Source organism: Verrucomicrobiia bacterium, assembly GCA_036405135.1.
GTDB lineage: Bacteria > Verrucomicrobiota > Verrucomicrobiia > Limisphaerales > JAEYXS01 > JAEYXS01.
Genome location: DASWYF010000020.1, coordinates 322,522 through 346,904 on the forward strand (window position 1 = coordinate 322,522; position 24,383 = coordinate 346,904).

Consider the following 24,383-nt stretch of genomic DNA (forward strand, 5'->3'; position numbering starts at 1 on the left):
CCTGGCGTCATCTTGAAAGCATGAGTTCGGAAATCATTTTTGAAGTCACAGAAGCGGAAGAGGGGGGGTATTGTGCTTCTGCATTGGGTTTCGGGATCAATACCCAGGGTGACACGTTGGAAGAACTCAGGACTATGGTTCGCGATGCTGTGGATTGCTATTTTGATGATGCGGAAAAAGCGCCCAAAGTCATCAGATTGCATTTTGTCCGTGATGAAGTTTTGAGTCGATGAAGACTCCAAGGGATTTAACAGGATTGGAGTTAGCCCGGGCCTTGGGCACCGCCGAAGCAGACAATACAGCCAGTTAAAGACGGGCACCCCTCACCCCGGCCCTCTCCCCTCCGAGGGGCGAGGGGGATGGAGCGTTGTCCTGCATCTCTTGTCTATCTGCTTTTCGAAGCAGTGTTTGGGCTGTTCCAAACATCATCAAATCAGCACGGCAGAATTGCTAGAGCGGTTGGATTTGTGACACCCTGTCCTCATGTCGCGTGAGTATGTGCTGAATCAGTTCCGGGCGCCGGTCAATCTGCAGATTGATTACGCGGCGGAATTGAATGAGCAGCAATACGCGGCGGTCACGGCTGCGCCCGGACCTTCACTGGTCATCGCCGGAGCGGGCTCGGGCAAGACACGCACGCTGACTTATCGAGTCGCGTTTCTTTTGGAGCAAGGCATCCCGGCGGATCGCATCCTGTTGCTCACGTTCACGAACAAAGCATCGAAGGAGATGATGCGGCGTGTGAATGATCTGCTGGGCTCGGAACTCAGTTCACTTTGGGGCGGGACGTTCCACTCGATAGGTCATCGCATCTTGCGGCGTAACGCGGAAAAGATCGGTTACCGCAAGGATTTCACGATCATGGATGCGGAGGATGCGAAGGATCTCATCGGTACGGTTCTCGGCGAATCTGACATCGATGTGAAGGAGACGCGTTTTCCGAAGGCGGACAATCTTGGCTCCATGTTCTCGATGGCGGTGAACACGCGCAAAAGCATCGGTGAAACGCTGAGCCAATATTACGAGCATTTCAGTCATCTCGCACCGCTCATCTCGGGATTGCAGGTGAAATATCAGGAACGCAAGCGCACGGCGAACATGATGGATTACGACGATCTGCTCGTGCTGTGGCTGAAGCTGCTGCAAGAGCATGAGGATGTGCGCACGCATTATCAGCGCCAGTTCCAGTTCATCTTGGTGGACGAGTATCAGGACACGAATCTGATCCAGGGCGAGATCATCGACGCGCTGGCTGGTCAGCATAAAAACGTGATGGCGGTGGGTGATGATTCGCAAAGCATCTATTCCTGGCGCGGTGCGAATTTCCGCAACATCCTGGATTTTCCAAAGCGTTATCCGGGGGCGAGTGTCTATAAGATCGAGGTGAATTACCGCAGCACGCCGGAGATCCTTCAACTAGCGAATGCTGCGATCAAGGCGAACACAGAACAATTTGAGAAGCAGCTCGAACCAGCGCGCAAATCCGGCATCAAGCCGGTGCTCGTGACCTGCGGTGATGCGAGTGAGCAGGCGCGATTCGTGGCGCAGCGTGCGCTCGAATTGCGCGAGGAAGGCGTGAGTCTGAAGGACATGTGCGTGCTGTATCGCTCGCACTTCCATGTGATGGAACTGCAGATGGAGCTGACGCAGCGGAACATCCCTTATAGCATCACGAGCGGTATCCGTTTCTTCGAGCAGGCGCACATCAAGGATGTCTCGTGCTGGTTGCGGCTCATCGCGAATCCGCAGGATGAGCTGGCTTTCAAACGGCTCGTGGTGTTCCTGCCGGGTGTGGGCGGCAAGGCGGCGGACAAGCTATGGCGTAATTTTCAGGCGAACTATCAGGCATTGTTGCCGGGCACGAAACTCCCGCTCGCCACAGCCTTGCAGCAGACGGCGAAAGATGTGCCGAAGAAAGGGGCGGTGGATTGGGTGCAGTTCGTCGCCACGGTTTCGCAGTTGGAGGTCGAGCCGATCCGCGAGCAGCCATCGAACATGATCCGGCTCGTGTTGCAGGCAGGCTATGAAGATCACTTGAAGCGTGAGTATGCGAACTTCAAGCAACGGCTGGAAGAGGTGGAGCAGTTCGCGACGTTCGCTTTGCAGTTCGAGAACACGACGGAATTTCTCTCGCAGCTTTCTTTGCTCACGAATGTGGAAGCGGAGAGCGCGAAAACGGATGATGACGATGAGGATCGTCTGAAGCTCTCGACCATTCATCAGGCGAAGGGATTGGAGTTCGATGTGGTGTTTCTGATCATGTTGTGCGATGGGCTTTTCCCGAGCGCGCGTTCGCTGGATCGGCCGGAGGCGGAGGAGGAAGAGCGTCGACTTTTCTATGTGGCAGTGACGCGGGCGAAGAATGAACTGTACTTGAGTTATCCGCTCATCCGCATGGCGCAGGGGTATGGGGAATCGATGCAGCAGCCGTCACGGTTTTTGAATGAGTTGCCGAAGGAGTTGCGTGATGAGTGGACGCTGCGGTCGTATAGCAGTTATTATTGAGGGGGAAATTTTTAGCCACAGATCAAACACAGACGGAACACGGATGCAGGCAGGTTGCACCGGCGGGCTTATTTGGGAAAAGGTGATGGGTCTTATAGGGCTGATTCTTTGACCTAGTAAATTTTCGATGAGGTCGGCGAAGGTGGATTTGGATGAAAAAGCGGAAATCTTGGATTGGAATTATCTCTGTTTGAATGGGTTGGGAGAAATGTCGCTGTGGGATAACAGATTACGGTGGTTTGAGTAGTTGAGAAGGTGGATAGTGGGATTGCTGACAACTCGTTGTCGGTAAAGGACGGGTGAGAACGGAGGTTGGGCTCGATCAGAGCGACAGGCAGCTTCCGGAGAAATCCCAGAGTCATCAACACAGGATGGAGCATTGTGTATGCGTGTGAAGTTGTGTGCCTGCGTTGGCGGGGAGGTGACGAGTCCTTATGGAATCATCAGGGCCGAAGTTTGGCTTCCTAAATAGGGAAGTGAGAGGTGTAGTGCCTCCTCTCCCCGTGCCCTCTCCTCCAGCTACTGCTGGAGGAGAGGGTGATGGGAGCGATGGGCTTCGGCGGTGGTGGGGTGTGGTTATCACGGTGCCTTGACGAAAAGAGTTAGGGCTCGTCGGGAGCCTCGCCCTACCGGGCTAGTAGGATCTGTGGGTGTATCGGGCGTGTGGATTGGGGCTCGTAAGCTGGAGGGGGAAAGGGACGTCGGTCGAGAATGGGACCGGGGAATCCTGAAGTCGGACTAAAGTCCGACTATCGTACTCACTGCGGAACCAGCCGGGCCTTGACCACGTGCGAGGGGCGAAATGCGAAGGTCGAAGATTGGCTTTCGAGAGGTTTGACCGATCAATTGACTTCTTTGATTAGGAGGGTTGGTCGCGATACGGCACAGGGGTCGGGTAGTTTCATTGCTCTTTGACATAGTTCCCCAGTGGGGAAATGCGAGGTGAGAAGTGCGAGGTCCGAATCGGGAAATCGCAGTTCGGTAGCTTTGGGCATTTTCCTAGCTGATGGTCGTGGAAGACTTCGAGGCGTCAAGCCGCCTTGGGCGGAAAGCGGAGTCAAGCCTCCGCACTCCAAAGTCGTGGTTCGAGGACGACGACGAGGACGAAGGACGAGCACGATTGATTGGCGTTGGGGTTGCCGGCGAGGATTGGATTCGGGAGGTGTGGACTAGTTGCTAGAGTGCCGCAGAGCAGGATGCAACTGAGAAGAGGGAACACTGAACGGACGAGATGGGAAGGCGACTCACAGGGAATGTAGAATTAAGAATGGTGAATGAAGAAAAGGGGAGTTGGAAAAAGCCAAAGGGCTGCTGAAGTTTTTTCAGCAGCCCAGAATTTCGATAGTTTGTACTAACTGATGGTGGTGGCGACAGCTTACAGATCTAGCGGGCCAGCCATGCTGTCGCCGTCCATCTCGTAGATACCGACGAGGTAGCCGTTCTCGCGGATCTCGCCGACTTTCAGAGTGCCGTAGATGGTCACGGCCTGGTCCATGATGGGCTTCACGCCTTTGCTGGTCATCTTGACGCTGACCCATTCGTTGATCTTGGGCACAGCACCGTAGCAGCACATGGATTGATCACGCATCACGAGGAGTTCGGTGATGAGGCCGCCTTCGACTTTCAGAGGCAGCATGAAACCTTTGAGGGCGATGCGCTGGTTGTTCAGCGATCGCACGGGTTTTGGGATCTGGTCTTTCGGGGTTTCCGCAGTAGCGGTTTTGTTCGTGCTGCTTTCATCGGGCATCGCGTATTCGAAGCCGGAGAGGTAATCGAATCCGACGGTGAAATACTGGCGGCCTTCGCCGACGGTGATTTTCTCCAACTTGGAGATATCCAGGTTGGCGGCGGAGTTGGTCGATACCGCGGGGACAGCGTTGGTGTTGGCAGCAGTGGTCGCCGGATTGGCGTTGGCAGCGACGGCATTGGTCGGAGCAACTGGTGCCACGGGGTCACTGATCTTGGTGCCGCGAATCTCTGTGGCCGGTTGTGTGACGGGGGCAGCGACGGGAGACTGACGCACTTTGAAGCCCCACATCATGAAACCGGCTGCCGAGCCGAGCACGATCAGGCACAGTACGACGAGGAGGGCGTTGCCGCGTGGTTGATTGGCCATTCGCATATCAAATCAATTCAAGTTGTGCGCGCTCAGTTTCCTTTGGGGAAATTGAAAGCGACACCACTAAATACCTTACCCTTGATGTCGAGCTGCTTCAAGGTGCCATCGAAGGTGTCGGTGGTCTTGAGCCAGTCGGCTTCCGCCTCGAAGAGCGAGGTGTTGCCGACGGTCTCGCCGGTGGCGGTGTTGGCGACGGCTTTGAAGGTGAGGGTCTTTTCTTCGCCACCGACTTTGGCGGTGACATCGAAGGACTCGGCCTTCACGCGCGAATAACCGCTCATGTGAGGCGCGAGGATCCAGGCCTTCATCTTGCCAGTGGCAGCATCGCGCAGGAATTCGATGTGGGCTTCTTCATCGCCGAGCGTGATGCCGGTGCCGCCATTAGGCGGATCGTGGTGATGATGATGGGCCTTATCACCGTGGGCGTGATCGTGGCCGTCATCCTTTTTATCGCCGCCTTTGCAGGCGCTCAGGGAAATGAGGACGCAGACGCCGAGAAGCGTCGCCAGCAGATTGCAGAACGTCTTTTTCATTTTCAAATCAATAGCTTACGAGACGGGAACGAGATTGTCGGCAACATTCGTGCGATAGGCTTTCAAGGCCGGAACGACACCGCACAAGGCGCTGAGGACGATGAGGCCCAAGGGTGCCCCGATCATCATGGGGTTAAACGCGGTAGCGTCGAGCACCACACCAGTCTGGGCGCGGATGACTTGGGCCGCGGCCAAGGTGATAACCCCATACACCGCGAGGCCCGCAACGGCTCCGATGGCTCCGATACTCGCGGCTTCCAACACGACGGCGCTGAAGATCGTGCCTTTCCGAGCGCCCAAGGCGCGCAGGATGGCGATGTCACGACGGCGCTCGTTCATGGAATTGTAGATGCTCGCGAGCACAGAACCGGCGGCAACGACAGCGACGAGAACTGCAACAGCGGCGAGCACGCGATCAAACCACGCGATCTTGTTGAAGAGCTGCGCTACGATCATGGCGATGGGCCAGGCGAAGGTGAGCTTGTCACCTTGCTTGTTATACATCTGTTCGAGTTGCCGGCCGATGAGCGGGCTGCCGGCCTTGAACTTGATGAGCACGGCGCTGAGTTGATCGGCAGACGCGGCGGTGTGACCGCTCATCTTCTGCAGACCGGCGAGGGGAATCCAGATGACGCGATCAGCGGGTGTATTGGACGGCTCCATGATGCCGACGACCACATACGTTTCCGCATGTTGATCGTTCTCGTTGAAGATGAGGCCGTGGTAAGGCTGGAATTTATCACCGTATTTCAAGCCAAGCTGTTCGGCGACGTAACTGCCGACGACGGCTTCGCGATACTCCTGATCGAAGATGCGTCCGCCACTACGAACAGTGAATTTCCTGCCGGGGACGTATTCCACATCACTGAAGAGGTTCGTGGTGGTGCCGACGAGACGGTATCCGTGGTAGTTATCACCGACGGCGATGGGAATGGCGGCCTGGATGTTCGGGTTCTTCTTGATCGTCTCGTAATGCTCCCATGCGATATTGCCCGGAGATTCTTCGAGATGGAAAATGGAGTTGAGGACGAGTTGGAGCTTGCTGCCGCGTGCGCCGAGGACGGCATCGAAGCCGCAGTTCACGCTGGTGAAAGCGTTGTTGGACTGCACTTTGATCGTCCAGACGGACATCAGCAGGCCAGTCGCAAGCGCGATAGAGAGCGCAGTGATGAAGGTGGAGAGCGCGTGCTGGCGCAAGCTGCGCCGGATGATGAGCCACAAGGTCATGATACCACCTCCTGCACGGCAGCGCGGTTGATCTCGGTGAGCTTGCGGGCGACTTCAAACTGCGCGAGCACATGGGGATCGTGGCTTACGAGCAAGAGAGCGGCGCTGTTCTCGCCGCAAGCTTCGCGGATGAGTGCGAGGGCTTCGCGGGCGTTCTTGCCATCGAGATTGCCCGTGGGCTCATCGGCGAGGACGAGCTTGGGGCGATTCGCCAAGGCACGGGCAACGGCGACACGTTGCTGCTGACCGGTGGAGAGCTGGCGCGGATAGTGATCGAGGCGGTTGCCGAGGCCCACGCGCTTGAGCAGTTCGGTGGCGTGAGCGCGATCCGCTCCAGGGCCGAAAGACATGCCGAGCAGGACATTCTCCAAACAGGTGAAGCCTTGGAGGAGATTAAAGGTCTGAAAGATGTAACCGATGCTCGTAGCGCGTAGGCGGTCGCGAGCGCTCTCGCCAAGCGTGGACATCTCGGTGCCCGCCAGCTTGATGCTGCCGGAATCGGGCTTCAGAATACCCGCGATGAGGTTGAGGAACGTGGTCTTGCCGGAACCGCTTTCGCCGGCGAGGGCTTCTTGCACCTTCGGTTCCAGCGCGAAGGCAGGCACATGCACCACGAGATGCGTGCCGCCATCGGGCGTGGCGTAGGCTTTCTTCAGGTCTTTTATTTCCAGCAACGGCATGAGATTCAGGTGCGTTGTATCATCGCCCAAGAAGCTTTAGAAGCAAATGAATGGCAATGACTTGAATTGGACGGCTCAAGCTTGTTTTTGTTCAGAATTTTCCCTTACTTGGAAACATGAGTTCTCCGCGCAAACAGGTCGTCGTCATCGGCAGTGCGAATATGGATCTGGTCACGCGGGTGAGGGAGTTTCCGCGACCGGGTGAAACGATAGCGGGTTCGGCCTTGGAACAGCATCCGGGTGGGAAAGGCGCGAATCAGGCGGTGGCGGCGGCAAGGGCGGGTGCGAAGGTGAGTTTCATCGGGAATATCGGGCGGGGGGCGATTGGTGATGCGCTGGTGGCTGGGTTGAAGAAGGAACGGATTGATCTGATGCATCTGGAGCGCAGCCGAGAATTGCCCGCGGGAACGGCGGTCATCCTTCTGAACCAGCGCGGCGAGAATCAGATCGTGGTGACACGCAGCTCCAATGACTTGGTGAGTGTAGACCAAGTGCACGAGGCAAAGAAAACGATTCAGCAAGCGGGGATGGTACTGTTGCAGTTGGAAGTTCCCTTGGCCGCAGTTCGTGAAGCGGTGGCCATTGCCCACAAGAGTGGCGTTCCAGTGATGCTGAATCCGGCTCCCATTGCTGAAGCATTACCGGAAGTCTTGCTGGAAAAAGTCGATTGGCTCACGCCGAATGAGCGTGAACTGACGGTGTTGGCGAAAACGAAGGTGAGCACGAAAGCAGAGATCGAAACAGCAGCGCGAAAACTTTTACGTACCGGCGTGAAGAACGTTGTAGTGACGTGTGGAGCGAGAGGAGCGTGCTGGGTTTCACTCACGGGCACGCAATGGATTCCTGCGAAGAGGGTGAAAGCAGTGGATACGGTAGGAGCAGGGGATTGCTTCTCAGGCACGCTGGCGGCAGCTTTAGTCCATGGGGATGAACCCGCTGGAGCGATCCGTTATGCAGTGGACGCGGCTACCGTAAAGGTGACCCAAAAGGGAGCGCGAGGGTAAGCTTTCTAGCCTGTACGGAGAATATTCCCTGAATACTTTCAGAAGTTTTTTCTGCCTCAGACCGAGACACTTTAAAGGTCCGTAACTTGTTGGTTTGCATGCGCAAGGACGACCTGGGTGCCCCATTTTAAATCGCAAGTAGGAGCCAGTAATTGCAGTGTCACGGGCAATTACTGCTACAGTCAGATTTCTAATCTGCCGATGGGCTTGTTGAACCGTGTCCCCGGTTCGTTAAAGCCAAAATCGGTATGAAACTTGGAAATAAGATAACGGTTGCTGCGATAATTGCAGTGACACTGGCAGTCGCCACCGGCCTGTTGGTCCAACGTCACATCATCCACCAGCAAGGTGTGGATTTGACTCGTGACACGATGCGAGCAGCCGTAGTGGAAGCCGAGAATGTGCGGGAAAGCATTGCCCGTCTGGGACGCAGCGGTGCCTTTGATACGCAGAAGCTCATCGCCGAATACAAGGAAACCAAGGACCTGCGCGGTTCAGCCATCTATCGCACCATACCTGTGGTGGCGGCGTGGGAGGCCATCGATGAAGTGGCCAAGAAGGAGAATTTTGAGTTTCGTGTGCCCAAGCACGATGCGCGTAACCCCAAGAATACTCCGACGCCTGAAGAGGAGGCTATCCTCAGGATACTTGAGAAGGGTGATGTCGAAGAATATTTCATCGAAGACAAGGCCAATAACAAGCTGGTGTTCGCCCGGCCCATCAAGCTCTCGAACGATTGCCTCGCCTGCCACGGTGATCCTGCCAAAAGCAAGACTGGTGACGGGAAAGACATTTTGGGTTTTCCGATGGAAAATTGGAAAGCGGGCGAGGTGCACGGGGCGTTCGTCCTCAAGGCTGACATGGAGCGCGTGGACAAAGTCGTGATGGCAGGCATGATGGACACTTTCCTTTTTATCATTCCTTTGACCGTAATAATTGCGATCGCCTTCGCCTGGTTGAATCGCCGGATGATCGTCCGACCCATGACTGCCGCGATTGATGGCATCAATGTAGCGAGCGAGGAAACTGCTGCCGCTTCGCATCAGATCGCCCTGGCCAGCCAGAATCTGGCGGAAGGCGCGAGCGAGCAAGCGGCGAGTCTGGAAGAAACCGGTGCGAGCCTGGAGGAAATGTCTTCCATGACACGACGCAATGCAGAACATGCGACGAAGGCCAAGGAACTGGCCAGCCAGACGCGTGAAGTGGCGGAGATAGGTGCCAAGGACATGACGCAGATGACGGAAGCGATGAACGCGATCCGTGGTGCGTCTGATAACATCAGCGCCATCATCAAGACCATCGATGAGATCGCTTTCCAGACCAATATCCTTGCTCTGAACGCAGCGGTGGAAGCCGCACGTGCGGGTGAAGCAGGCATGGGATTCGCCGTGGTCGCCGATGAAGTGCGCAACCTTGCCCAACGTAGTGCGGTGGCCGCCCGGGAGAGCAGCGCCAAAATCGCCGATGCCGTGCAGAAGAGCCAGCAAGGTTCGGAACTCAGTTTGAAGGTCTCCGGGAGTCTGGGGCAGATCGTGACGCGTGTCCGCCAGATGGACGAACTGGTGGCCGAGATCGCGAGCGCCTCACGCGAGCAGAGCACAGGCATCGGCCAGATCAATGATGCCGTCACCCAGATGGATAAAGTCACGCAAGGCAACGCTGCCAATGCCGAGGAAAGCGCCGCGGCGTCGGAAGAATTGCAAGCGCAAGCCGGGGCATTGAAAGATTCGATCAAGCAACTCGTGGGGATGATGGAAGGTGTGAAGGCAGACGTGGCTGAATCTGAGAGGATCGAAATAACCGACACCCATAAGCCGATGAGTTCCAAATCACGTGCGAAGGTAGTGGTGGAAAAAGCGGCTGGAACGAAAATCATCAGCCCTTTAAACGCGCCCAAGCGGAATAATCTTCCGGCCACGAATGGCAATGGTCACGGTCATCATGGAGTGGATGATAGTTTTAAGGACTTCTGAGGTGGAGTGGGATTTCCTCCGGGAACGTAGTGACGGCTTCATCGAAGGATGAGGCCGTTTTCTGTTCCATCAATCATCAGACCACGGATTGTCTTTCCGCAGAAAGCCGCTTTCCTCTAGCGCCTGTGCACGATCCAGATTGAATTGAAACCGCCGCACCCATGCGGTCTTGAGATTCACCTGGCCGAAGTTCCGGTTCTTGCCGGACACGGAGCCTTTGCTCCATTGATCGATGGTAAAGGTCACGCTGCCGCCGCCGGCAAAAATGGCACGCACTTCGCCGGAAACCACATTTGTCATTGGTTTGCCGGGGCGCATATAGATGTCCGTGATGCGTTCCACCGGTACCTTGAGCGTGGCGAATTCAGTTTGCAGATTCGCGCGACCTGCTTCCACGCTCAGCAGTTTGCCTTCGGCCTGATCGTTGTTGGCCAGATACAATACCTGTATGCCGTCCGGCTTGGCCTCCGGCAGTTGCGAATCATCGCGGCCATCCCATTCCGAGATGCGCACGTTGCTCAGTTTCATCATCGGCCCCATGCGCTGGGAGAAGAAGCAAATGCCTGTGCCCTTTGCCACAAAACCACCCTGGTCGCGCCATTGCGTGATGAATTGACCATCCACATACAACGCCACCGTGGCTGTTTCACGGTTCACGCGTAACTCCATCCGCACGGAATTTTTTTCGCGCATCGCCGGCACTTGCGCCTGGCCGATGTGCGTGGTCCCCACACCCGTTTGCACCCGCTGGATGTTCACGTATCCTGGCCCGATGTAGAACATGTAGGACGATGCTCCGAAATCGAACCGTTCAACGGATTCTGTGTAGATCGCCATGGCCACACTGAGCTGCCCCGTCCACGCCATGTCAAAGGCGATCCGCGCTTTCCCGGGTAACTTCATATCACGCCCCAATGACCCGACGGCAGTGGAGTAAAACGCGCCATCCTCAAAACGCCAGACATCCTTGCCCGGTGAGATCGCCCATCCATCTGGTGTGGACGGTCCCTCATAAGACGCTGTGAATCCCTTCCACAAAAACCGGAGCGACTGCACCGAAGAACGCGGTGCTTTCAAAATCCCGGCGAAAGCCGTGTCTAACACCACAGTGTCCGCGCTCATGCTGATCAGGTTGCCGAACACTTCGTCGCCGTTATCGAACATCAACCGGCATGTCATATTGCCACCAGCAGGAGGTTTCTCGGCTTTGCCGAAACGGATCTGGCGCAAGTTATCCGGCTTCAACTGCAATGGCGCATTCGCCGCCGGATGCTTCCAGTTCACTGTCTTGCCCGGCTCCATCGTGTCCATCTCGCCGTGCAGGATCGAGCCATCAAGCAGTTGCAGGATATCGTCCGCCTTTGCAGTCCTGTTGGTAAGCAACAAACAGAGCGTGGCCAGCAACGCAAGCGGTCTAAATAAGTTGTTTCTTTCACCGCTCATAGATCGGCAGATAACGATAGTTCAATGCCAGCGAAAGCAAAGAGGCCGCAGTGGTGAAAGTCGTGCCAAACTGGCCGTTCCAGCTTCCGTCCTCATTCTGGGTTGCTCCCAGTGTCTTGATGTTCTTGCGATTCCACGCGTCCCACTCCGTTGGCGAGGCATGAAAAAATGCCTGCGATGCATAGTAGAGATAGTAGTGGTGATAGTGCGCTTCACCCGGAGCCGTTTTTAAGAAAGTGTAGGCTTGTTGATAGACGGGCGAGTTCTTCGATTTCGAGAGCGAGAACACAAGACAACCGATCGCCGTGCGCGCACCGTTCGGGCCGACTGCCGATGTGTAGCCAAAGCCGCCTTCCGGTGTCTGGCACTTCTTGAAATAATCGAGCGCTTTCTGGATCGCCTCTTCCGGCACTGACATACCAGCATTACGCGCGGCGAAAAGGGCGACTACCTGCGCACCGCTCACCGTCGTATCCGCATCCAAGCTCTCCGGTGAATAACGCCAGGCACCAAAGCTGTTCGCCTTTTGGGAGGAGATGATTAGGTTGATCGCCTTCTGCATGGCTGGCCCGAGACGATCATCTTCCACCACCCCGTAAGCTTCTGCGAGAGCGAGCGTGGCAAAACCATGATTATACATCGAGCGACCGATGTAGCCCGTGTCCTTGTTCATCTGGCTGAGGATGAAATCCAATCCTTTACGGATGGCGACACTGTAGGGGCCTACATTCGGATCATCGCCATGCGCGAGCATCGCCACCACCGCCAGGCCACACACACCCGGTTCGCCACCGTAAGGTTGATCAGCCCAACGTCCCTCAGGAGCTTGATTCTTCAAAAGATACTGAAGCCCTTTCACATAGATGCCATCCACTTCCGTGGAAGCCAGATCGGTGCGCTCCATGAATAACTGCTGTGCATGAATGTGCGGAGCCGCTAACAGCGCGACCAACAGCAAAAGCGTATGTAACGGTTTAATCATCGAGCTTCTCAATCGCTTTGAAATAACTCTCCAGCGCATCGCGGAACTCAACCGGCACGGGTTGCGTTGTGCCCGTGGTGCGCCCAGTCGTGCGTGCATTATCCCGATTTCCACGCCCGTCTCCTGTGGCGGCCTGATTGGCGCGATCTGTGTCGCCGCCGTTCTGGTTCATGCCAGGATTCATGCCCTGTTGTGTACCTGTCATCGGGGCTTGAGGCTGTGCCGCCATCTGCATGAGGAAGGCCATCTCCTGTTCCGCCTGCGATGGGCTGCTGCTCTGATTCTGTTTTTTCTGTTGTTCATTCAGCAGATTGATCATGTCAGAGAGGTTCTCCACCACTTTCAGCTCACTGTCTTGCGCCAGCATGTCCGTCCTCGGTTTGCCCAGCACCCCTTCAGTATCGCGCATGGATTGGAAGGTGTCTTCCAAAGGTTTGTCGAGCTCAGGCGTATCGTTCTCGAACTGAATGTCTAAAATCTGCCTGCGAGAAAGGAACTGTGATTCCGCGAGCTTCTTTGCGTTCTGCGCATAATGCGGGTCTGTGTCTTTCCGCTGTTCCAGAAGTTTCGTGCGGTCTATCAAGCCGTACTGCGCTTCTCGCATCCGCAAAAAGCTCATGAGCAGCTTGATCAAGTTATCCTGTGGCGTTTGCCCGCTGCCTTGTCCTTCACCACCGCCATCGGATTTGGAATCTTTCTTGGGCTCCAGCTTGTCCGCCCAATCATTGAACTGCTTCGTCCATATGCCGAGGTTTTGCAGGGATTGCATGGAGACATTCGCCAGCATGGTCTGTCGCAGCTTGTCGAGTTGCGGGATCGTCTCCTGGTCCTTCATATCCTTGCTCACCTCGCCGTAGACCGCTTTTTGTGTGCGCTCGAAGAAACGTCCCATCTCATCCTGCACCGTCTGCGCATCTTTCTTCGCCTTTGCTTGTGAAATGGAAAGATCGTTGATGGTGCTTAGATAACGGCTAGGCAATTCATTGGGGAGCAAACCGATCGTGTCTGGCACAATGGTCTGCAGATACTCCGAGATCTTCTGCTCATCCTTGGAGATCTGCCGCATACGCTGCGCAAGCGTCTGTGCCTGCAAACGGTCCAGCCCTTGATTCACATTCTGCTGCATCTTTTCCAAGGCGCGTGCCGCTTCTTCTTCGGAGGTTTGCGCCTTGGCCAATTGATCTTTGCGTTCACCGGCATTCTGCTGCGCCTGTTGCAAGGAGTTCGCCGCATCCTTCATCTCCTTTTTGGAAAGCTGCTGCATGGATTGCAACGTCTTTGCCCAATCACGCAACGTCTCTTCGTTGAATGTCGGATTGCGCAGCGCTTCGCGCAATGTCTCCGTACCAGCGCGAGCGGCATCCTGCAACTGTCGTGCCACCGCTTCCTGTTGCTTGGCCAGTTCATCCGCCTTCGCCGCCGCGGCTTCAGTATTCAGCTTCTCATCGGATTGCTGTTTAAGATCGCGCGTGGCATTGGCAATCGCTTCTTCCTTACGCGTCACTTCCTCCAGCTTGGCGAACATCTGCTCGAACTGTTGCCGGATCATCTCCGCGTGTTTCACATGGCCGATGACATGCACGCGGAAACGGGCCGTCTCGGAAGCCACGCGATTCGGCAGGAAATCCGTGGCCAGTGCCCTGACTTCAACAGTGGTATCAGCGGGCACATTCAAAACCGAAGGGCTGAAAACAAAAGTCTCACCGAACTGACGCGTGATGGTGTTCGTGGTCTGGCGACGAAGTAATTGGTTGCCGGGCGAATTTGTGATCGCGGGGCCGGAGACTTGTTCCCAAGCAAGAGTGAGGTCACGCACGCCAAAGTCATCGCGTGACTGTGTGTTGATGCGTAACACCTCATCTTCGAGAATAACCACATCCATCGCTAAGTCTGCGAGTTCCACTGTCGGAGCAGCATCGATTGTGGCTTCGATGCCAAGCAACCACGGAGCGCGATTGGTCAGGCCCAGATCGTCCGTCCAGCCGAACGTGGCGCGTTGAGCATCCGCTAGGTTCAGTGGAGCGCTGACGAACTGGCTGCCCTTCACTTCGAGCGCGATGGGCTTGTGGCGATCCAGTTGCACCCAAGCCTGTTTGAGACTGCGGCTCGCATTCCCCGTAAGAACGACTTTCGTTTCCGTGAGCACTCGCAGCTTGCCGCTCATCGCGGATTCTTCGAGCGGCGGTTGTTGCAGATAGGCAGGCAGATCGATTCTCGCGGTGAGTTGGCGCAAAGCCGGGCGATGTTCCGGACGGATACGCAAGGTGCTAGTGGCATCGCCTACTTTTAGCTTCAAATCCGTAGCCACAGTTTGCGGTGGAAGATCAAATTTCACCGTGTCTGCTTCAACGGCAGCCTTCGACTCATGTTGTCCAATGCTCGCGAACGCTTCCTGCGGGCGCCAAAAGGATTGATACGCGACCCGTGCTTCGAAGCGGAATGCTTCACCGTGCGGCACCACGATCTCTTCCGGCACGTCATTCCATTTCACGAACGTGTAACGCGGCGCTTCCGAAGCAGGCATGAACCAGCGTTTTAGGGAATTGCCCACCGCCATCGGCGCGATGAGCGCGAGCAGCACAATGATGGAAGCTGCGATGCCTGCGCCCATCACCAGCTTGCGGGCTGGGCGGAAATCCACCGCTTCCGTGAAGTCCATCTTCGCTGCATCTTCCGTCACCTGACGGATGGCCGCACGACACAAGGCGGCGGACATGCCCTCTGGCAATTCCGTCTGCTCGGCGAGTTCCACCACACCCAAGAGCCGGTCACCCAACCGCCGATGGTGCTTCTGCACGATCTTGGAGAAAGCACGCAGATCGCGTCGCCGCCAATACCAGAGCGACCACCAACGCTGCACGAGCCAGCCACCCAAGCCGATGCCACCCAACGTCAGCACCAGTCGTATGGCGCGGGGCGTATCCCAGATGCGATCCGAGATGAACAACACCAGCATGGAAACCAGCAAAGTCACGCCAGCCGCCGCGAGAGCGACCGTTGTTTCCTTACGCCAAAGCGCCCGCTCCAGCGTCGCGAATTGCGCGCGCAGGGAATCAGGCAGATTTGTCGGTTTTGATTCCATCTGTGTGACTCTTTATACCATGCCCGCGAGTTTACGGGCCGTCCAATAAATCCCGAGCAGGAGCAGGATGAATCCACCCCATAGCGGCTCCGCCCAAAGGCGCGTCCGCCGTTCCAACGGCTTCGGTTCTGGCAACAACGAGATCTGCTGTACCAAGGTCTCCAGTTCATTCACCGAGACATTGATGCCTTGGGTCAACGCGGCCAGTTCGCGCAAGACACGCGCATTCGCGGGCTGCCCCAGTTTCTCACGCTCAGGACGTTTGACGGCAATGGTCGTCGTCAGCTCCCGGCCATGTTCGGGTGAATTGATCTGCAACTTATAGTTCCCGCCCTCCGTCGGACGATAGCTGCCTTTGAATACGCCCCAGCCGCCGTCCACAGCGGCAAACGAAAGTCGTTCGCTCCGTCCTGAAGGCGTGGTGACCGTGGCGACTACGGAACCTTTCTCCGCCGGGAAACCTTCGCGATTCAATATGCTGGCTTGGAAGAAAACCGTTTCACCTACGCCGGGTGCTTCCGGGCTGTAGGTCAGTCGCACGCCTTCCTTCTCGGAGAGATGCCGCTGATGCGCCATCCAGCGCACCACACCGCTCCAGAAGCGGTAGTGATAGCGATCTTCCACGCCGCGCCGCCAGCGCCACGCACTGTCCGTGCCCATGAAGAGGACCTTGCCGCTGCCGTAAGGCCGGGTGACTACGATGGGCACGCGTCCCCATTTGTTCCGCAGCGAAGAATGCACTGCGAGCACCTCCGCCCCCGGACGGCTCTTCTCAATGGCCGCGCTCCAGAAGAAGCCAGGGAGATTTTTCCACACGAACGCATTGCGTGAATCATCCGCCTCGAAGCGCATCAGGAAATGGTCCGTGCCATCGTTCGATAATTGAAAGTTCGCTTCATTCTGCAAAGCGATACCGTTCGGTTTGGTGATATCCCAGACCACCGGCATCAAATCCTCCACCGGCGATTTGACCAAAGAAAGCTGTCGTCCACGCCGTCCCGGCAAGAACACCAGCCCGCTCGATTGTTGCTCCACCAAGCCGCGCAAGAGTTCCAAGTCGGACTCCTTCAACTCACCCTCACCCACGCCGACATCGCCCAGAAATACGACGTCATATTTCGCAAGCTGTTCCTTCGTGCCAGGGAAGGAAGGCAGGTAATCATTCCCACCGCCCATGCCGATGTCGGGATGGAACAGCACGCAACTTAACTCCACACCGGGATCCCGCGCGAGGGCGTTACGCAAATAGCGATACTCCCAGCGCGGTTGTGAATCTACGACGAGCACTTTCAACGATTCCGAACGCACGGCGATGCGGATGCTTTGCTCATTGTTCTTCGGCAACGCCTCATCTGCTTCCACCGGCACTTGCAGCTTCAACGAAAAATCTCCGATGATACGTGGTGACCAGATGATGCTATCCTGCAAATCACCAAGAGCAGGAATCGTGATGGGCCGTTTGATCTCATCGCCATTTTCCTCACGCAGGACCAAAGTCGTTTTCACTTCACGCGGCAAATGGCTCTTGATGCGGAAGGGAATGGAAATTTGTTCACCCACAAGCCCATAAGCAGGCGGTTTCACTTGTTCCAGCACGAGGTCGGGCAAGGGCGTATCACGACCCACGGTGACGGAGAAAACGGGGACGCCTTGTTCGCGATAGCGCGCGGCAGCGGTGAGCGGAGATTTGCCAGCGGTCCAATCACCATCGGTAAGCAGGATGACGGTCTTGAGATTTTTCCGCTGATTGATCGTGCCTTCCAGAGCGGCGTTCAGGTCTGTGCCGGGATCAGCAGCGTTGGCATCGGCTGGTGGAGCGGCAAATGCTTCAAATGACACACGCGCATCTTTCTCCAATGGCTTCCAAAACTCGCGCTTCTGCTGGGCTTCCAGCCAGTCGCGGCGGGTGAGGACGTTGGTGCCTTGCTGCAGATCGCGCGTCTCCATGCTCGCGGATGCATCCGCCATGATGACGATTTCAGGTGTCTCGGTGCGCTCGATGCGTTGCACGCGCTCCGGCTTCATCAAGGTGATGAGCAGCAGCGTGATGATGACAAAGCGCAAGCTTTCCAGCCAGAAGGTTGGCCCGTGACCGGGACGCCGCCGCCAATGGATGAAACCAAAAGCGCCAGCAGCCAACCATGCCACCAAGCCCAGCAGCATCCACGGACCTGAAACTGTGAATGACCAGTCAGTCATCAGGAAACCACCTCCGCAGATGTATTACGTTGAGGTTTCACTGACTTGCCCGTAAGCGTGTCGGTCTTCACCGTCTTCGTGGGCAATACGAGGAAGCTCTCGATGAGCAGGAATAGCAACATGGCTGTGACGAAGAGACGCCAGACTTCACCTTGTAAACGATCTTCACCTTGGCCGGTTTCCTCGAACCATTGCAGATTGATACCCGACAATGCGCCAGTGACTTCTTCACGCGTAGCGGCTTCCGTCGAATCTTCGCCACTAGCACGGTTCATCGCGGTGAGGCGTTCACCTGCGCGATAGATACCCGCTTCCAGTTGTGGATTTGCGCCACCACCTTCGACCGGTTGCCACGGCAGCGCTTGATCTACCGCTGTAAGATCCCCGCACTGCATCAAGCTCGCTTGCGTGAGGCGACGGCTGCCGCTCTGCAAGAGACGTTGCGTGACGGGCACCAGCACGGGGCCGCTGCCGAGCGTGGACCAATCACGCAAGGGCAGTGACGCGAGGAAATAGACCTGACCGCGACCAATCGTCTGGCGCGTGAGGAAGATGCTGCCATCCGCAAAGCTCGCGAGTGCGGGGACATTGCCATTGATGCGCTGGCGCTGGAGAATAGATGCTTGATTCAAAGGCAGGCTGAAGCCTTCTTCCGTTTTGGCCAGCGGACCTTCTTTCTCTTCCCAGCGCTCGACCTGATAGCTCTGGTTCTCCGCGACTTTCTCCACCGCACCCCAACCTTGCCCGGCGAACTGGCCACTATCAGCTTTGCCCGTCGGTAAAAAGACCAGCGCACCACCGCTCTGCACAAAGGCATCGAGCTTGACCGCGACATCGCTTGTGGGCAACGCAGCGTGCCAGAAGATGAGGACATCGCCATCAAACGTTTGCCCCGCCGCATCTGCCGTGGAGAGCACGCGTGCTTCGCGTTGCGTGCCCGGTGGAGATGCTGAGCTGGCCGCAGCGAGCCAACGACCCAAGCGTCCTTCTTCCGTCACAATGGTCGTGCGCAGCTTGGCCGGCGGTCCGTAAACAAACCACGCACGGTTGTTGTGCAGATTGGCATCAGCAGGCACTTCGACATAACCCCAACCGCTTCCACGTTGCGCACCGAGCGCGAGCCGTTGCCGCCAGCGTAGGTTACCACCTTCCACGGCCACTTCGAATTGCGACGGCGTGCCGTTCAGATTCACCGTCACGGGAATCGTGGTGGATTGATTGCTGCTGCGCTGGATGTCCGCGGTGAGCAGCAGTTCCGCTTTGTCATCGCGATCTGTGCGCAGGGCATCTTGCAGTGTCACAGTGGTATCCGCATCACTCTCGCCGCTGACGGCCAGCACGCGCAGGCGCACACGTTGTTGCAAGCTGTTGAGTTGAGCTTGAATGGCCTGCCAGCGCTCGTCATCCGCTTTCCAATTCGTCTTTTGAAAATCAGAGGTGACCCAGAGTTCAGCGGTCCCGGTTTGATTCTCTTCCAGCCATGTGAGCGCAGCTTGAAAGAGTCCGGGAAAATCCGTGGTCGTGTCTGTTGCGGCGGTGGTTGGTAAATCTTTCAGATCGGAGGGCCGGGCTAAAGGTTGGGCGCGGCGTAAGGCACTATCAATCACCACCAGCTGGCTGCGACCGGCGAAAGGCTCGGCGGCTTTTGCCAACGAGCTCAATGCTTGTTCGCGTCGCGTGGTAGTGGAACCGGTGAGCTTGCTCTCCATACTCACTGAACGATCGAGCAAGATGACGATGGCATCAGGTGCCGAGTTTACCGACCAGCCCAGCCAGCCACCTGCTAGTGGGCGACCGAGGAACAAGATGAGCATCAGCACGGCGAGTGTGCGGAAGAGCAGGATGAGCCATTGCTTCAACTTCGCCTGGCTGGTGGAGCTTTGCGTGGCGGCGACGAGGAAGCGCATCGCGGCCCATGGCTGTGGCCGGTGCCGCAGGCGGTTGATCAAATGGATGATGATCGGCAGCAGCACCAGTGGCAACGCCCACAAAATCTCTGGCTGTAAAAATGTCATTCAGTACGGCCGTTTGCCTACCCTCTCGCAGATGCCGTTCCCGCTCGCTCGCTCAGGAAATCAGCGAGCAGTTTTTCGTAATCCTGATCCGTGATCGCCAGCCGGTAATCCGCATTGAACTGGTGGCAGCCTTGCTTGAGCTTGGCCAGATGCTTGTGCAGTTGCGCTAGATATTCATCACGGATGCTGTTCGGCTCAGCCACGATGTTGAAGGAGCTTTCCAGATCGTTGAAGCGCACGGGCCGCTCGAAACGGAACTCCATCTCCATGCGATCCAGCAATTGGAACAGCACCAGATCATGCTTTTGAAAACGTAGATGCTGGAAGCAGTTCAGCAACGCATCCGCGTCATCAAAGGCATCCGTCAGCACGATGATGATCGCGCGGCGACGCACCTTCTCCGCCAGATCGTGCAACGCTTGCACGATGTTCGTCGTCCCCTTGGCTTCGACCTGTTCCAAGGTGTCGTAAATCAATTGTAGATGTGCCGGGTTGCGCTTTGCCGGAATATCCAACGTCTTCTTTTCACCCACACACAGCAATCCCGCCGCATCCCCTTGCTGGATGGTGAGGTAAGCGAAGCTCGCGGCAATCTTGCGTGCGTAATCGAGACGGCTTTCGTGCCTGCCTTTGAAACTCATCGAGGCGCTCGTATCCAACACGATGTAGCAACGGAGATTCGTATCCGCCTCGAACTCCTTCATGTAGAAGCGATCGGAGCGACCAAACACGCGCCAATCCAGACGACGCAGATCATCACCCGGCACGTAGTTCCGATACTCCGCGAACTCCACGCTGGAGCCGCGATGCGGGCTCTTGTGATGGCCGGACACCATGCCCTCCATGGGAAAACGCGTCACCAGTTGCTGGCGCATCAGGCGCGCCAGTACGGCGGGATCGAGAAAGGCTCTGGGGCGTTCTTCAGCCACGAGAGATCAGGTTAAGGCTTCTCGTTACGCAACGTCTCCACCAACCGCCCGATGATATGCGGGCTGGTGACGCCTTCTGACTGCGCCTGGAAGTTCGTGAGGATGCGATGAGTGAGTACGGGCTTCGCGACGGCTTCGATATCTTCCGTGCGCACGAGGTAGCTGCCGTGCAGAACGGCATGGGCCTTCGCACCGCGGATGAGATATTGCACTGCGCGCGGACCAGCCCCCCAAGTGACCCATTTGCGGACCCAATCCGGCACACCCGGTGAATTCGGTCGCGTCATGCGCACGAGATCCACGGCGAGGTCGTAGATGTGATCCGGCACCGGCACGCGCTCGACGAGTTGTTGAAAGGCGAGAACTTGTTCACCCGTGATGAGCTTGCTTGGAGGAGATGATTTCGCACCGGTCGTCTCCCGCGCGATGCGGCGCTCTTCCAAGAGCGTCGGGTAATCCACGTGGATGAAAAACATGAAACGATCGAGCTGCGCTTCCGGGAGAGAATACGTGCCTTCTTGCTCGATCGGATTCTGCGTGGCCAAAACAAAGAACGGTGAGGGCAGCGGGAAGACACGACCTGCCGCCGTGACCTTATGCTCCTGCATCGCTTCGAGGAGAGCGGATTGCGTCTTGGGCGGCGTGCGGTTGATCTCATCTGCCAGCACGATATTCGCGAAGATGGGACCTTTCACGAACACGAACGCGCGTCGCCCTGGTTGATCCGTCTCCTGCAAAATGTCCGTGCCGGTGATGTCCGAGGGCATCAAGTCCGGCGTGAACTGGATGCGGTTAAAGCCCAGCGACATCACATCCGCCAGCGCATGCACCATCGTGGTCTTCGCCAGACCGGGCACACCCATGAGCAGCGCATGGCCGCGCGCGAGGATGGCGATGAGCAGTTGTTCGATGACCTGTTCCTGGCCGATGATGACCTTGCCGACCTCCTTACCCATCTGTTGGTAAAGTTCGCGCAATTCATCGATAGCGGCGACATCGCGATCCGAAGTGCCGGACAAGGGTGCGTGGGAGACTTGGCTCATGATTCGTAAGTTCAGACGTTAAAAACGAGCGGGTGTTCAACCTCCATTTGACTGATCAGCTTCCATTCCAACTCGGTCACAGCCAGACACATGCGTCCTGTCCAGGGCGATATGCATGATGGGGCTTTAAACATGGGCACAACCTAACCCCGGTCTGGCTGTAAGTAAACGAATGAACGACAAGGTAGTCGGGTCGCTATCGCCTTAAATAATTAGCCTATCCCCTCTACTCGATCCAAATACACGTTCACTAGCTTATGGTTTTTCAAAAGGCTTTCAATTTGAGGCCAGAGCCGTGCCAAAACCGCATGAAATTGAACTTTACGCATATTGCCAAATCGTAAATGAACCACCCAAGGTGGAGGCGATCTGATGATGATGCGGTCTGAAAAATCGGCATCCTTTGTGACTATCACCCATTCACGCTGACGCGCTTCATTCCATACGCTAGTATCATCAGGGCTTGCTCCCAATTCGGACGTGAAATGAACTGGTAGACTGGGAGAAAAAGTAAGTCTTGAAGGCAGATTTTCGTCGAAGAAGAAACCCTTCATGCCGCTGTAACCACAGTGTAGTGATTGGCCATCAATTTGGAAGCATAGTTGAGGCAAGCCTGAATGTCTTCTTTGCTCAAAGATGGATATTCTTCCAACACTTCCTCAGGTGAATCACCGGCTGCCAAAAACTCCAATACCGTCTGGACAGCAATGCGGGTTCCGCTAACTACCGGCTTCCCATTGCAAATATCTGGATTGATGGAGATTCGCTCTGCCATAATCTTACTCTAACACAATCCGTCCTTTGTCCAAGCTGGAATTGACAGGGATGACAAGTGCCATCCCTGCCACGAAAGACATCAGATCCGGTTCAGCGCACTGATGATCGCCTTAATGGACGCGAGTTCGATATTCGTATCCACCCCAGCACCCCAGCGGGTCTTGCCATCGGGCAGCTTGATCTGGATGTAGGCGATGGCGGAGGCGGAATCGCCCGCGCCCAGAGCGTGCTCTTTGTAGTAGCCCACTTGGAACTTCGGCGCACCGGCTTGTGTGAGCGAGTTCACGAAGGCCGCGATCGGACCATTGCCCTCACCTGTCAAAGCGAGTTCCTGGCCATCACGGAAGACGGTGGCGCGGCTGCGGAAGGTGCCTTCCAGGCCATCGGCGTGGAAGTGGTTCAGCTTCCACGGGGTATCGCGCTCGATGTATTCCTTCCAGAACATCGCTTTCAATTCCTCGGCCTTCACTTCGCGGCCCAAGGCATCGACGAGATCGTTCGCGATGGGACCGAACTCGCGCTGCATGTCCTTCGGCAATTCGATGCCGAATTCCGTTTCGAGCAGGTAAGCCACACCGCCCTTGCCGGACTGGCTGTTCACGCGAATGACCTCGTGATATTCGCGGCTGATATCCGTGGGATCGATGGTCAAGTAAGGCACGTCCCAGCTCGGGCGATCGCCCTTGGTCCATTCGGCCAAGCCTTTCTTGATGGCGTCCTGATGCGAACCGCTGAAGGCGGTGAACACCAATTCGCCGGAGTAAGGATGGCGCGGCGGCACGGTCATGCCGGTGCAGCGTTCATAGACTTCGCGGATGGCGTTCAAGTCCGTGAAATCCAACTTCGGGTCGATGCCGTGCATGTACAGGTTCATCGCCACGATGATGATATCGAGATTGCCCGTTCGCTCGCCGTTGCCGAAGAGCGTGCCTTCCACGCGATCCGCGCCCGCGAGCAAGCCCAACTCCGTGGCGGCTACACCCGTGCTGCGGTCATTGTGCGTGTGCAGGCTGATGATCAAGGACTCGCGATTCTTGATGTTCGTGCACATCCACTCGATCTGGTCGGCGTGCACATTCGGCATCGCGACCTCCACGGTGTCCGGCAGATTCAAGATCATCTTGTTCTGCGGCGTGGGCTGCCAGACATCCATCACGGCCTCGGAGATTTCCTTGGCGAACTCCACTTCTGTGGCCGAGAAGCTCTCGGGCGAATATTGCAAGGTGACTTCCGTGCCTTGCAAGCGGTGCAAGCGTTCCTTGATCCACTTCGCGCCTTGTACGGCGATGGCCTTGATCTCGTCCTTCGACTTGCCGAAGACGACGCGACGTTGCGCGGGCGAGGTGGAATTGTAGAGATGGATGATGACCTTCTTCGCGCCGATCAACGATTCGACGGTGCGTTCGATCAAGTCCTCGCGCGCCTGCACGAGCACCTGGATGGCGACGTCAGCGGGGATGTGCCCCTTCTCGATGAGCAGGCGGTTGAAGGCGAACTCGGTGTTCGAAGCAGACGGAAAACCGACCTCGATCTGCTTGAAGCCGCACTTCACCAAAGCCTGAAAAAGCTCCAGCTTCTGGGCCACGTTCATGGGCACGGCGAGAGCCTGATTGCCATCGCGCAGATCCACGCTGCACCAGATGGGGGCTTGCGTGAGGACACGGGAGGGCCACTGCCGGTTCGGTAATTGAACCGGCGGGAACGGACGGTACTTCGTTGCTGGGTTCTTTAACATGTTCTCTGTTCTTTCTTACTTTCGCCCATTTCGCGCCATCCCGGCAGTGCGGAAAAACAAAACCCCCACCGCCGAGGCGGCGGTGGGGGCGAAATCTTGTTATGATTCTACCAAACCCCGACCGCCGCGCGGCTAAG

At 56.6% G+C, this 24,383-nt stretch carries 18 protein-coding genes; 4 read left to right on the forward strand and 14 right to left on the reverse strand.

Going from position 1 to position 24,383, the window contains the following annotated elements; genetic code table 11:
• Positions 1-20 precede the first annotated feature (20 nt).
• Together VGH19_10055 and VGH19_10060 are read left to right on the forward strand one after the other, a co-directional pair.
• Positions 21-233, forward strand: coding sequence for a 2-oxoisovalerate dehydrogenase (locus tag VGH19_10055; GenBank protein ID HEY1171703.1), 213 nt, complete (start codon positions 21-23; stop codon positions 231-233).
• Positions 234-483: 250 nt separating this feature from the next.
• Positions 484-2,505 carry a UvrD-helicase domain-containing protein gene (locus VGH19_10060; protein HEY1171704.1) on the forward strand — a complete coding sequence of 674 codons (2,022 nt, stop codon included), beginning with the start codon at positions 484-486 and terminating at the stop codon, positions 2,503-2,505.
• 1,375 nt (positions 2,506-3,880) lie between these two features.
• On the opposite strand, the gene VGH19_10065 is transcribed toward VGH19_10060, so the two are convergent.
• From VGH19_10065 to VGH19_10080, 4 genes are read right to left on the reverse strand one after another with little or no spacing between them, the layout of a single operon-like run.
• A complete protein-coding gene (locus VGH19_10065; protein HEY1171705.1) occupies positions 3,881-4,627 on the reverse strand; it encodes a DUF3299 domain-containing protein in 747 nt (248 codons plus the stop codon).
• A 26-nt stretch (positions 4,628-4,653) separates the two neighbouring features.
• Positions 4,654-5,157, reverse strand: coding sequence for a hypothetical protein (locus VGH19_10070; protein HEY1171706.1), 504 nt, complete (start codon positions 5,155-5,157; stop codon positions 4,654-4,656).
• Positions 5,158-5,172: 15 nt separating this feature from the next.
• Positions 5,173-6,384, reverse strand: a complete 1,212-nt coding sequence (locus VGH19_10075) for an FtsX-like permease family protein (protein ID HEY1171707.1) — start codon at positions 6,382-6,384, stop codon at positions 5,173-5,175.
• A complete protein-coding gene (locus tag VGH19_10080; GenBank protein ID HEY1171708.1) occupies positions 6,381-7,064 on the reverse strand; it encodes an ABC transporter ATP-binding protein in 684 nt (227 codons plus the stop codon). Before VGH19_10080 ends, VGH19_10075 begins: the two co-directional genes overlap by 4 nt.
• Before the next feature lie 116 nt (positions 7,065-7,180).
• Between VGH19_10080 and rbsK the strand changes: the two genes are divergently transcribed.
• Together rbsK and VGH19_10090 are read left to right on the forward strand one after the other, a co-directional pair.
• Positions 7,181-8,068: a ribokinase gene (rbsK, locus tag VGH19_10085; protein ID HEY1171709.1), complete on the forward strand. Its 888-nt coding sequence runs from the start codon at positions 7,181-7,183 to the stop codon at positions 8,066-8,068.
• 248 nt (positions 8,069-8,316) lie between these two features.
• Complete coding sequence (locus tag VGH19_10090) at positions 8,317-10,041, forward strand: methyl-accepting chemotaxis protein (GenBank protein ID HEY1171710.1); 1,725 nt, start codon at positions 8,317-8,319, stop codon at positions 10,039-10,041.
• A 69-nt stretch (positions 10,042-10,110) separates the two neighbouring features.
• Here the strand turns inward: VGH19_10090 and VGH19_10095 are convergent, their stop codons facing one another.
• The 10 genes from VGH19_10095 to leuA all read right to left on the reverse strand — a co-directional run bounded on the left by VGH19_10095 (position 10,111) and on the right by leuA (position 24,246).
• Positions 10,111-11,484: a hypothetical protein gene (locus VGH19_10095; GenBank protein ID HEY1171711.1), complete on the reverse strand. Its 1,374-nt coding sequence runs from the start codon at positions 11,482-11,484 to the stop codon at positions 10,111-10,113.
• A complete protein-coding gene (locus VGH19_10100) occupies positions 11,474-12,466 on the reverse strand; it encodes a prenyltransferase/squalene oxidase repeat-containing protein (GenBank protein HEY1171712.1) in 993 nt (330 codons plus the stop codon). The genes VGH19_10095 and VGH19_10100 overlap by 11 nt, the downstream gene beginning before the upstream one ends.
• On the reverse strand, positions 12,459-15,548 hold the full coding sequence (locus VGH19_10105) for a hypothetical protein (GenBank protein HEY1171713.1): 3,090 nt from the start codon (positions 15,546-15,548) through the stop codon (positions 12,459-12,461). The genes VGH19_10100 and VGH19_10105 overlap by 8 nt, the downstream gene beginning before the upstream one ends.
• Before the next feature lie 12 nt (positions 15,549-15,560).
• On the reverse strand, positions 15,561-17,747 hold the full coding sequence (locus tag VGH19_10110) for a VWA domain-containing protein (protein ID HEY1171714.1): 2,187 nt from the start codon (positions 17,745-17,747) through the stop codon (positions 15,561-15,563).
• Positions 17,747-19,762: a BatA domain-containing protein gene (locus VGH19_10115; protein HEY1171715.1), complete on the reverse strand. Its 2,016-nt coding sequence runs from the start codon at positions 19,760-19,762 to the stop codon at positions 17,747-17,749. The genes VGH19_10110 and VGH19_10115 overlap by 1 nt, the downstream gene beginning before the upstream one ends.
• Positions 19,763-19,779: 17 nt before the next feature.
• Positions 19,780-20,691 (reverse strand): DUF58 domain-containing protein, encoded by a 912-nt coding sequence (locus VGH19_10120; GenBank protein ID HEY1171716.1) that lies wholly within the window; start codon positions 20,689-20,691, stop codon positions 19,780-19,782.
• Between the two features lie 11 nt (positions 20,692-20,702).
• Positions 20,703-21,734, reverse strand: coding sequence for a MoxR family ATPase (locus tag VGH19_10125; protein HEY1171717.1), 1,032 nt, complete (start codon positions 21,732-21,734; stop codon positions 20,703-20,705).
• Positions 21,735-21,946: 212 nt separating this feature from the next.
• A complete protein-coding gene (locus VGH19_10130; GenBank protein HEY1171718.1) occupies positions 21,947-22,288 on the reverse strand; it encodes a DUF5615 family PIN-like protein in 342 nt (113 codons plus the stop codon).
• Complete coding sequence (locus VGH19_10135) at positions 22,285-22,509, reverse strand: DUF433 domain-containing protein (GenBank protein ID HEY1171719.1); 225 nt, start codon at positions 22,507-22,509, stop codon at positions 22,285-22,287. Before VGH19_10135 ends, VGH19_10130 begins: the two co-directional genes overlap by 4 nt.
• 81 nt (positions 22,510-22,590) lie before the next feature.
• The gene (gene leuA / locus VGH19_10140) at positions 22,591-24,246 is read right to left on the reverse strand and encodes a 2-isopropylmalate synthase (protein ID HEY1171720.1); all 1,656 of its coding nucleotides are present in this window, start codon (positions 24,244-24,246) and stop codon (positions 22,591-22,593) included.
• Between the last annotated feature and the right edge of the window lie 137 nt (positions 24,247-24,383).

What these genes read in the sequence shown, in the direction of transcription:
- rbsK (HEY1171709.1), top strand. Translation starts at nt 7,181, where the DNA reads ATGAGTTCTCCGCGCAAACAGGTCGTCGTCATCGGCAGTGCGAATATG.
- VGH19_10125 (HEY1171717.1), bottom strand. Translation starts at nt 21,734, where the DNA reads ATGAGCCAAGTCTCCCACGCACCCTTGTCCGGCACTTCGGATCGCGAT.
- VGH19_10075 (HEY1171707.1), bottom strand. Translation starts at nt 6,384, where the DNA reads ATGACCTTGTGGCTCATCATCCGGCGCAGCTTGCGCCAGCACGCGCTC.
- VGH19_10090 (HEY1171710.1), top strand. Translation starts at nt 8,317, where the DNA reads ATGAAACTTGGAAATAAGATAACGGTTGCTGCGATAATTGCAGTGACA.
- VGH19_10065 (HEY1171705.1), bottom strand. Translation starts at nt 4,627, where the DNA reads ATGCGAATGGCCAATCAACCACGCGGCAACGCCCTCCTCGTCGTACTG.
- leuA (HEY1171720.1), bottom strand. Translation starts at nt 24,246, where the DNA reads ATGTTAAAGAACCCAGCAACGAAGTACCGTCCGTTCCCGCCGGTTCAA.
- VGH19_10055 (HEY1171703.1), top strand. Translation starts at nt 21, where the DNA reads ATGAGTTCGGAAATCATTTTTGAAGTCACAGAAGCGGAAGAGGGGGGG.
- VGH19_10105 (HEY1171713.1), bottom strand. Translation starts at nt 15,548, where the DNA reads ATGGAATCAAAACCGACAAATCTGCCTGATTCCCTGCGCGCGCAATTC.
- VGH19_10080 (HEY1171708.1), bottom strand. Translation starts at nt 7,064, where the DNA reads ATGCCGTTGCTGGAAATAAAAGACCTGAAGAAAGCCTACGCCACGCCC.
- VGH19_10130 (HEY1171718.1), bottom strand. Translation starts at nt 22,288, where the DNA reads ATGAAGGGTTTCTTCTTCGACGAAAATCTGCCTTCAAGACTTACTTTT.
- VGH19_10070 (HEY1171706.1), bottom strand. Translation starts at nt 5,157, where the DNA reads ATGAAAAAGACGTTCTGCAATCTGCTGGCGACGCTTCTCGGCGTCTGC.
- VGH19_10060 (HEY1171704.1), top strand. Translation starts at nt 484, where the DNA reads ATGTCGCGTGAGTATGTGCTGAATCAGTTCCGGGCGCCGGTCAATCTG.
- VGH19_10100 (HEY1171712.1), bottom strand. Translation starts at nt 12,466, where the DNA reads ATGATTAAACCGTTACATACGCTTTTGCTGTTGGTCGCGCTGTTAGCG.
- VGH19_10115 (HEY1171715.1), bottom strand. Translation starts at nt 19,762, where the DNA reads ATGACATTTTTACAGCCAGAGATTTTGTGGGCGTTGCCACTGGTGCTG.
- VGH19_10135 (HEY1171719.1), bottom strand. Translation starts at nt 22,509, where the DNA reads ATGGCAGAGCGAATCTCCATCAATCCAGATATTTGCAATGGGAAGCCG.
- VGH19_10110 (HEY1171714.1), bottom strand. Translation starts at nt 17,747, where the DNA reads ATGACTGACTGGTCATTCACAGTTTCAGGTCCGTGGATGCTGCTGGGC.
- VGH19_10095 (HEY1171711.1), bottom strand. Translation starts at nt 11,484, where the DNA reads ATGAGCGGTGAAAGAAACAACTTATTTAGACCGCTTGCGTTGCTGGCC.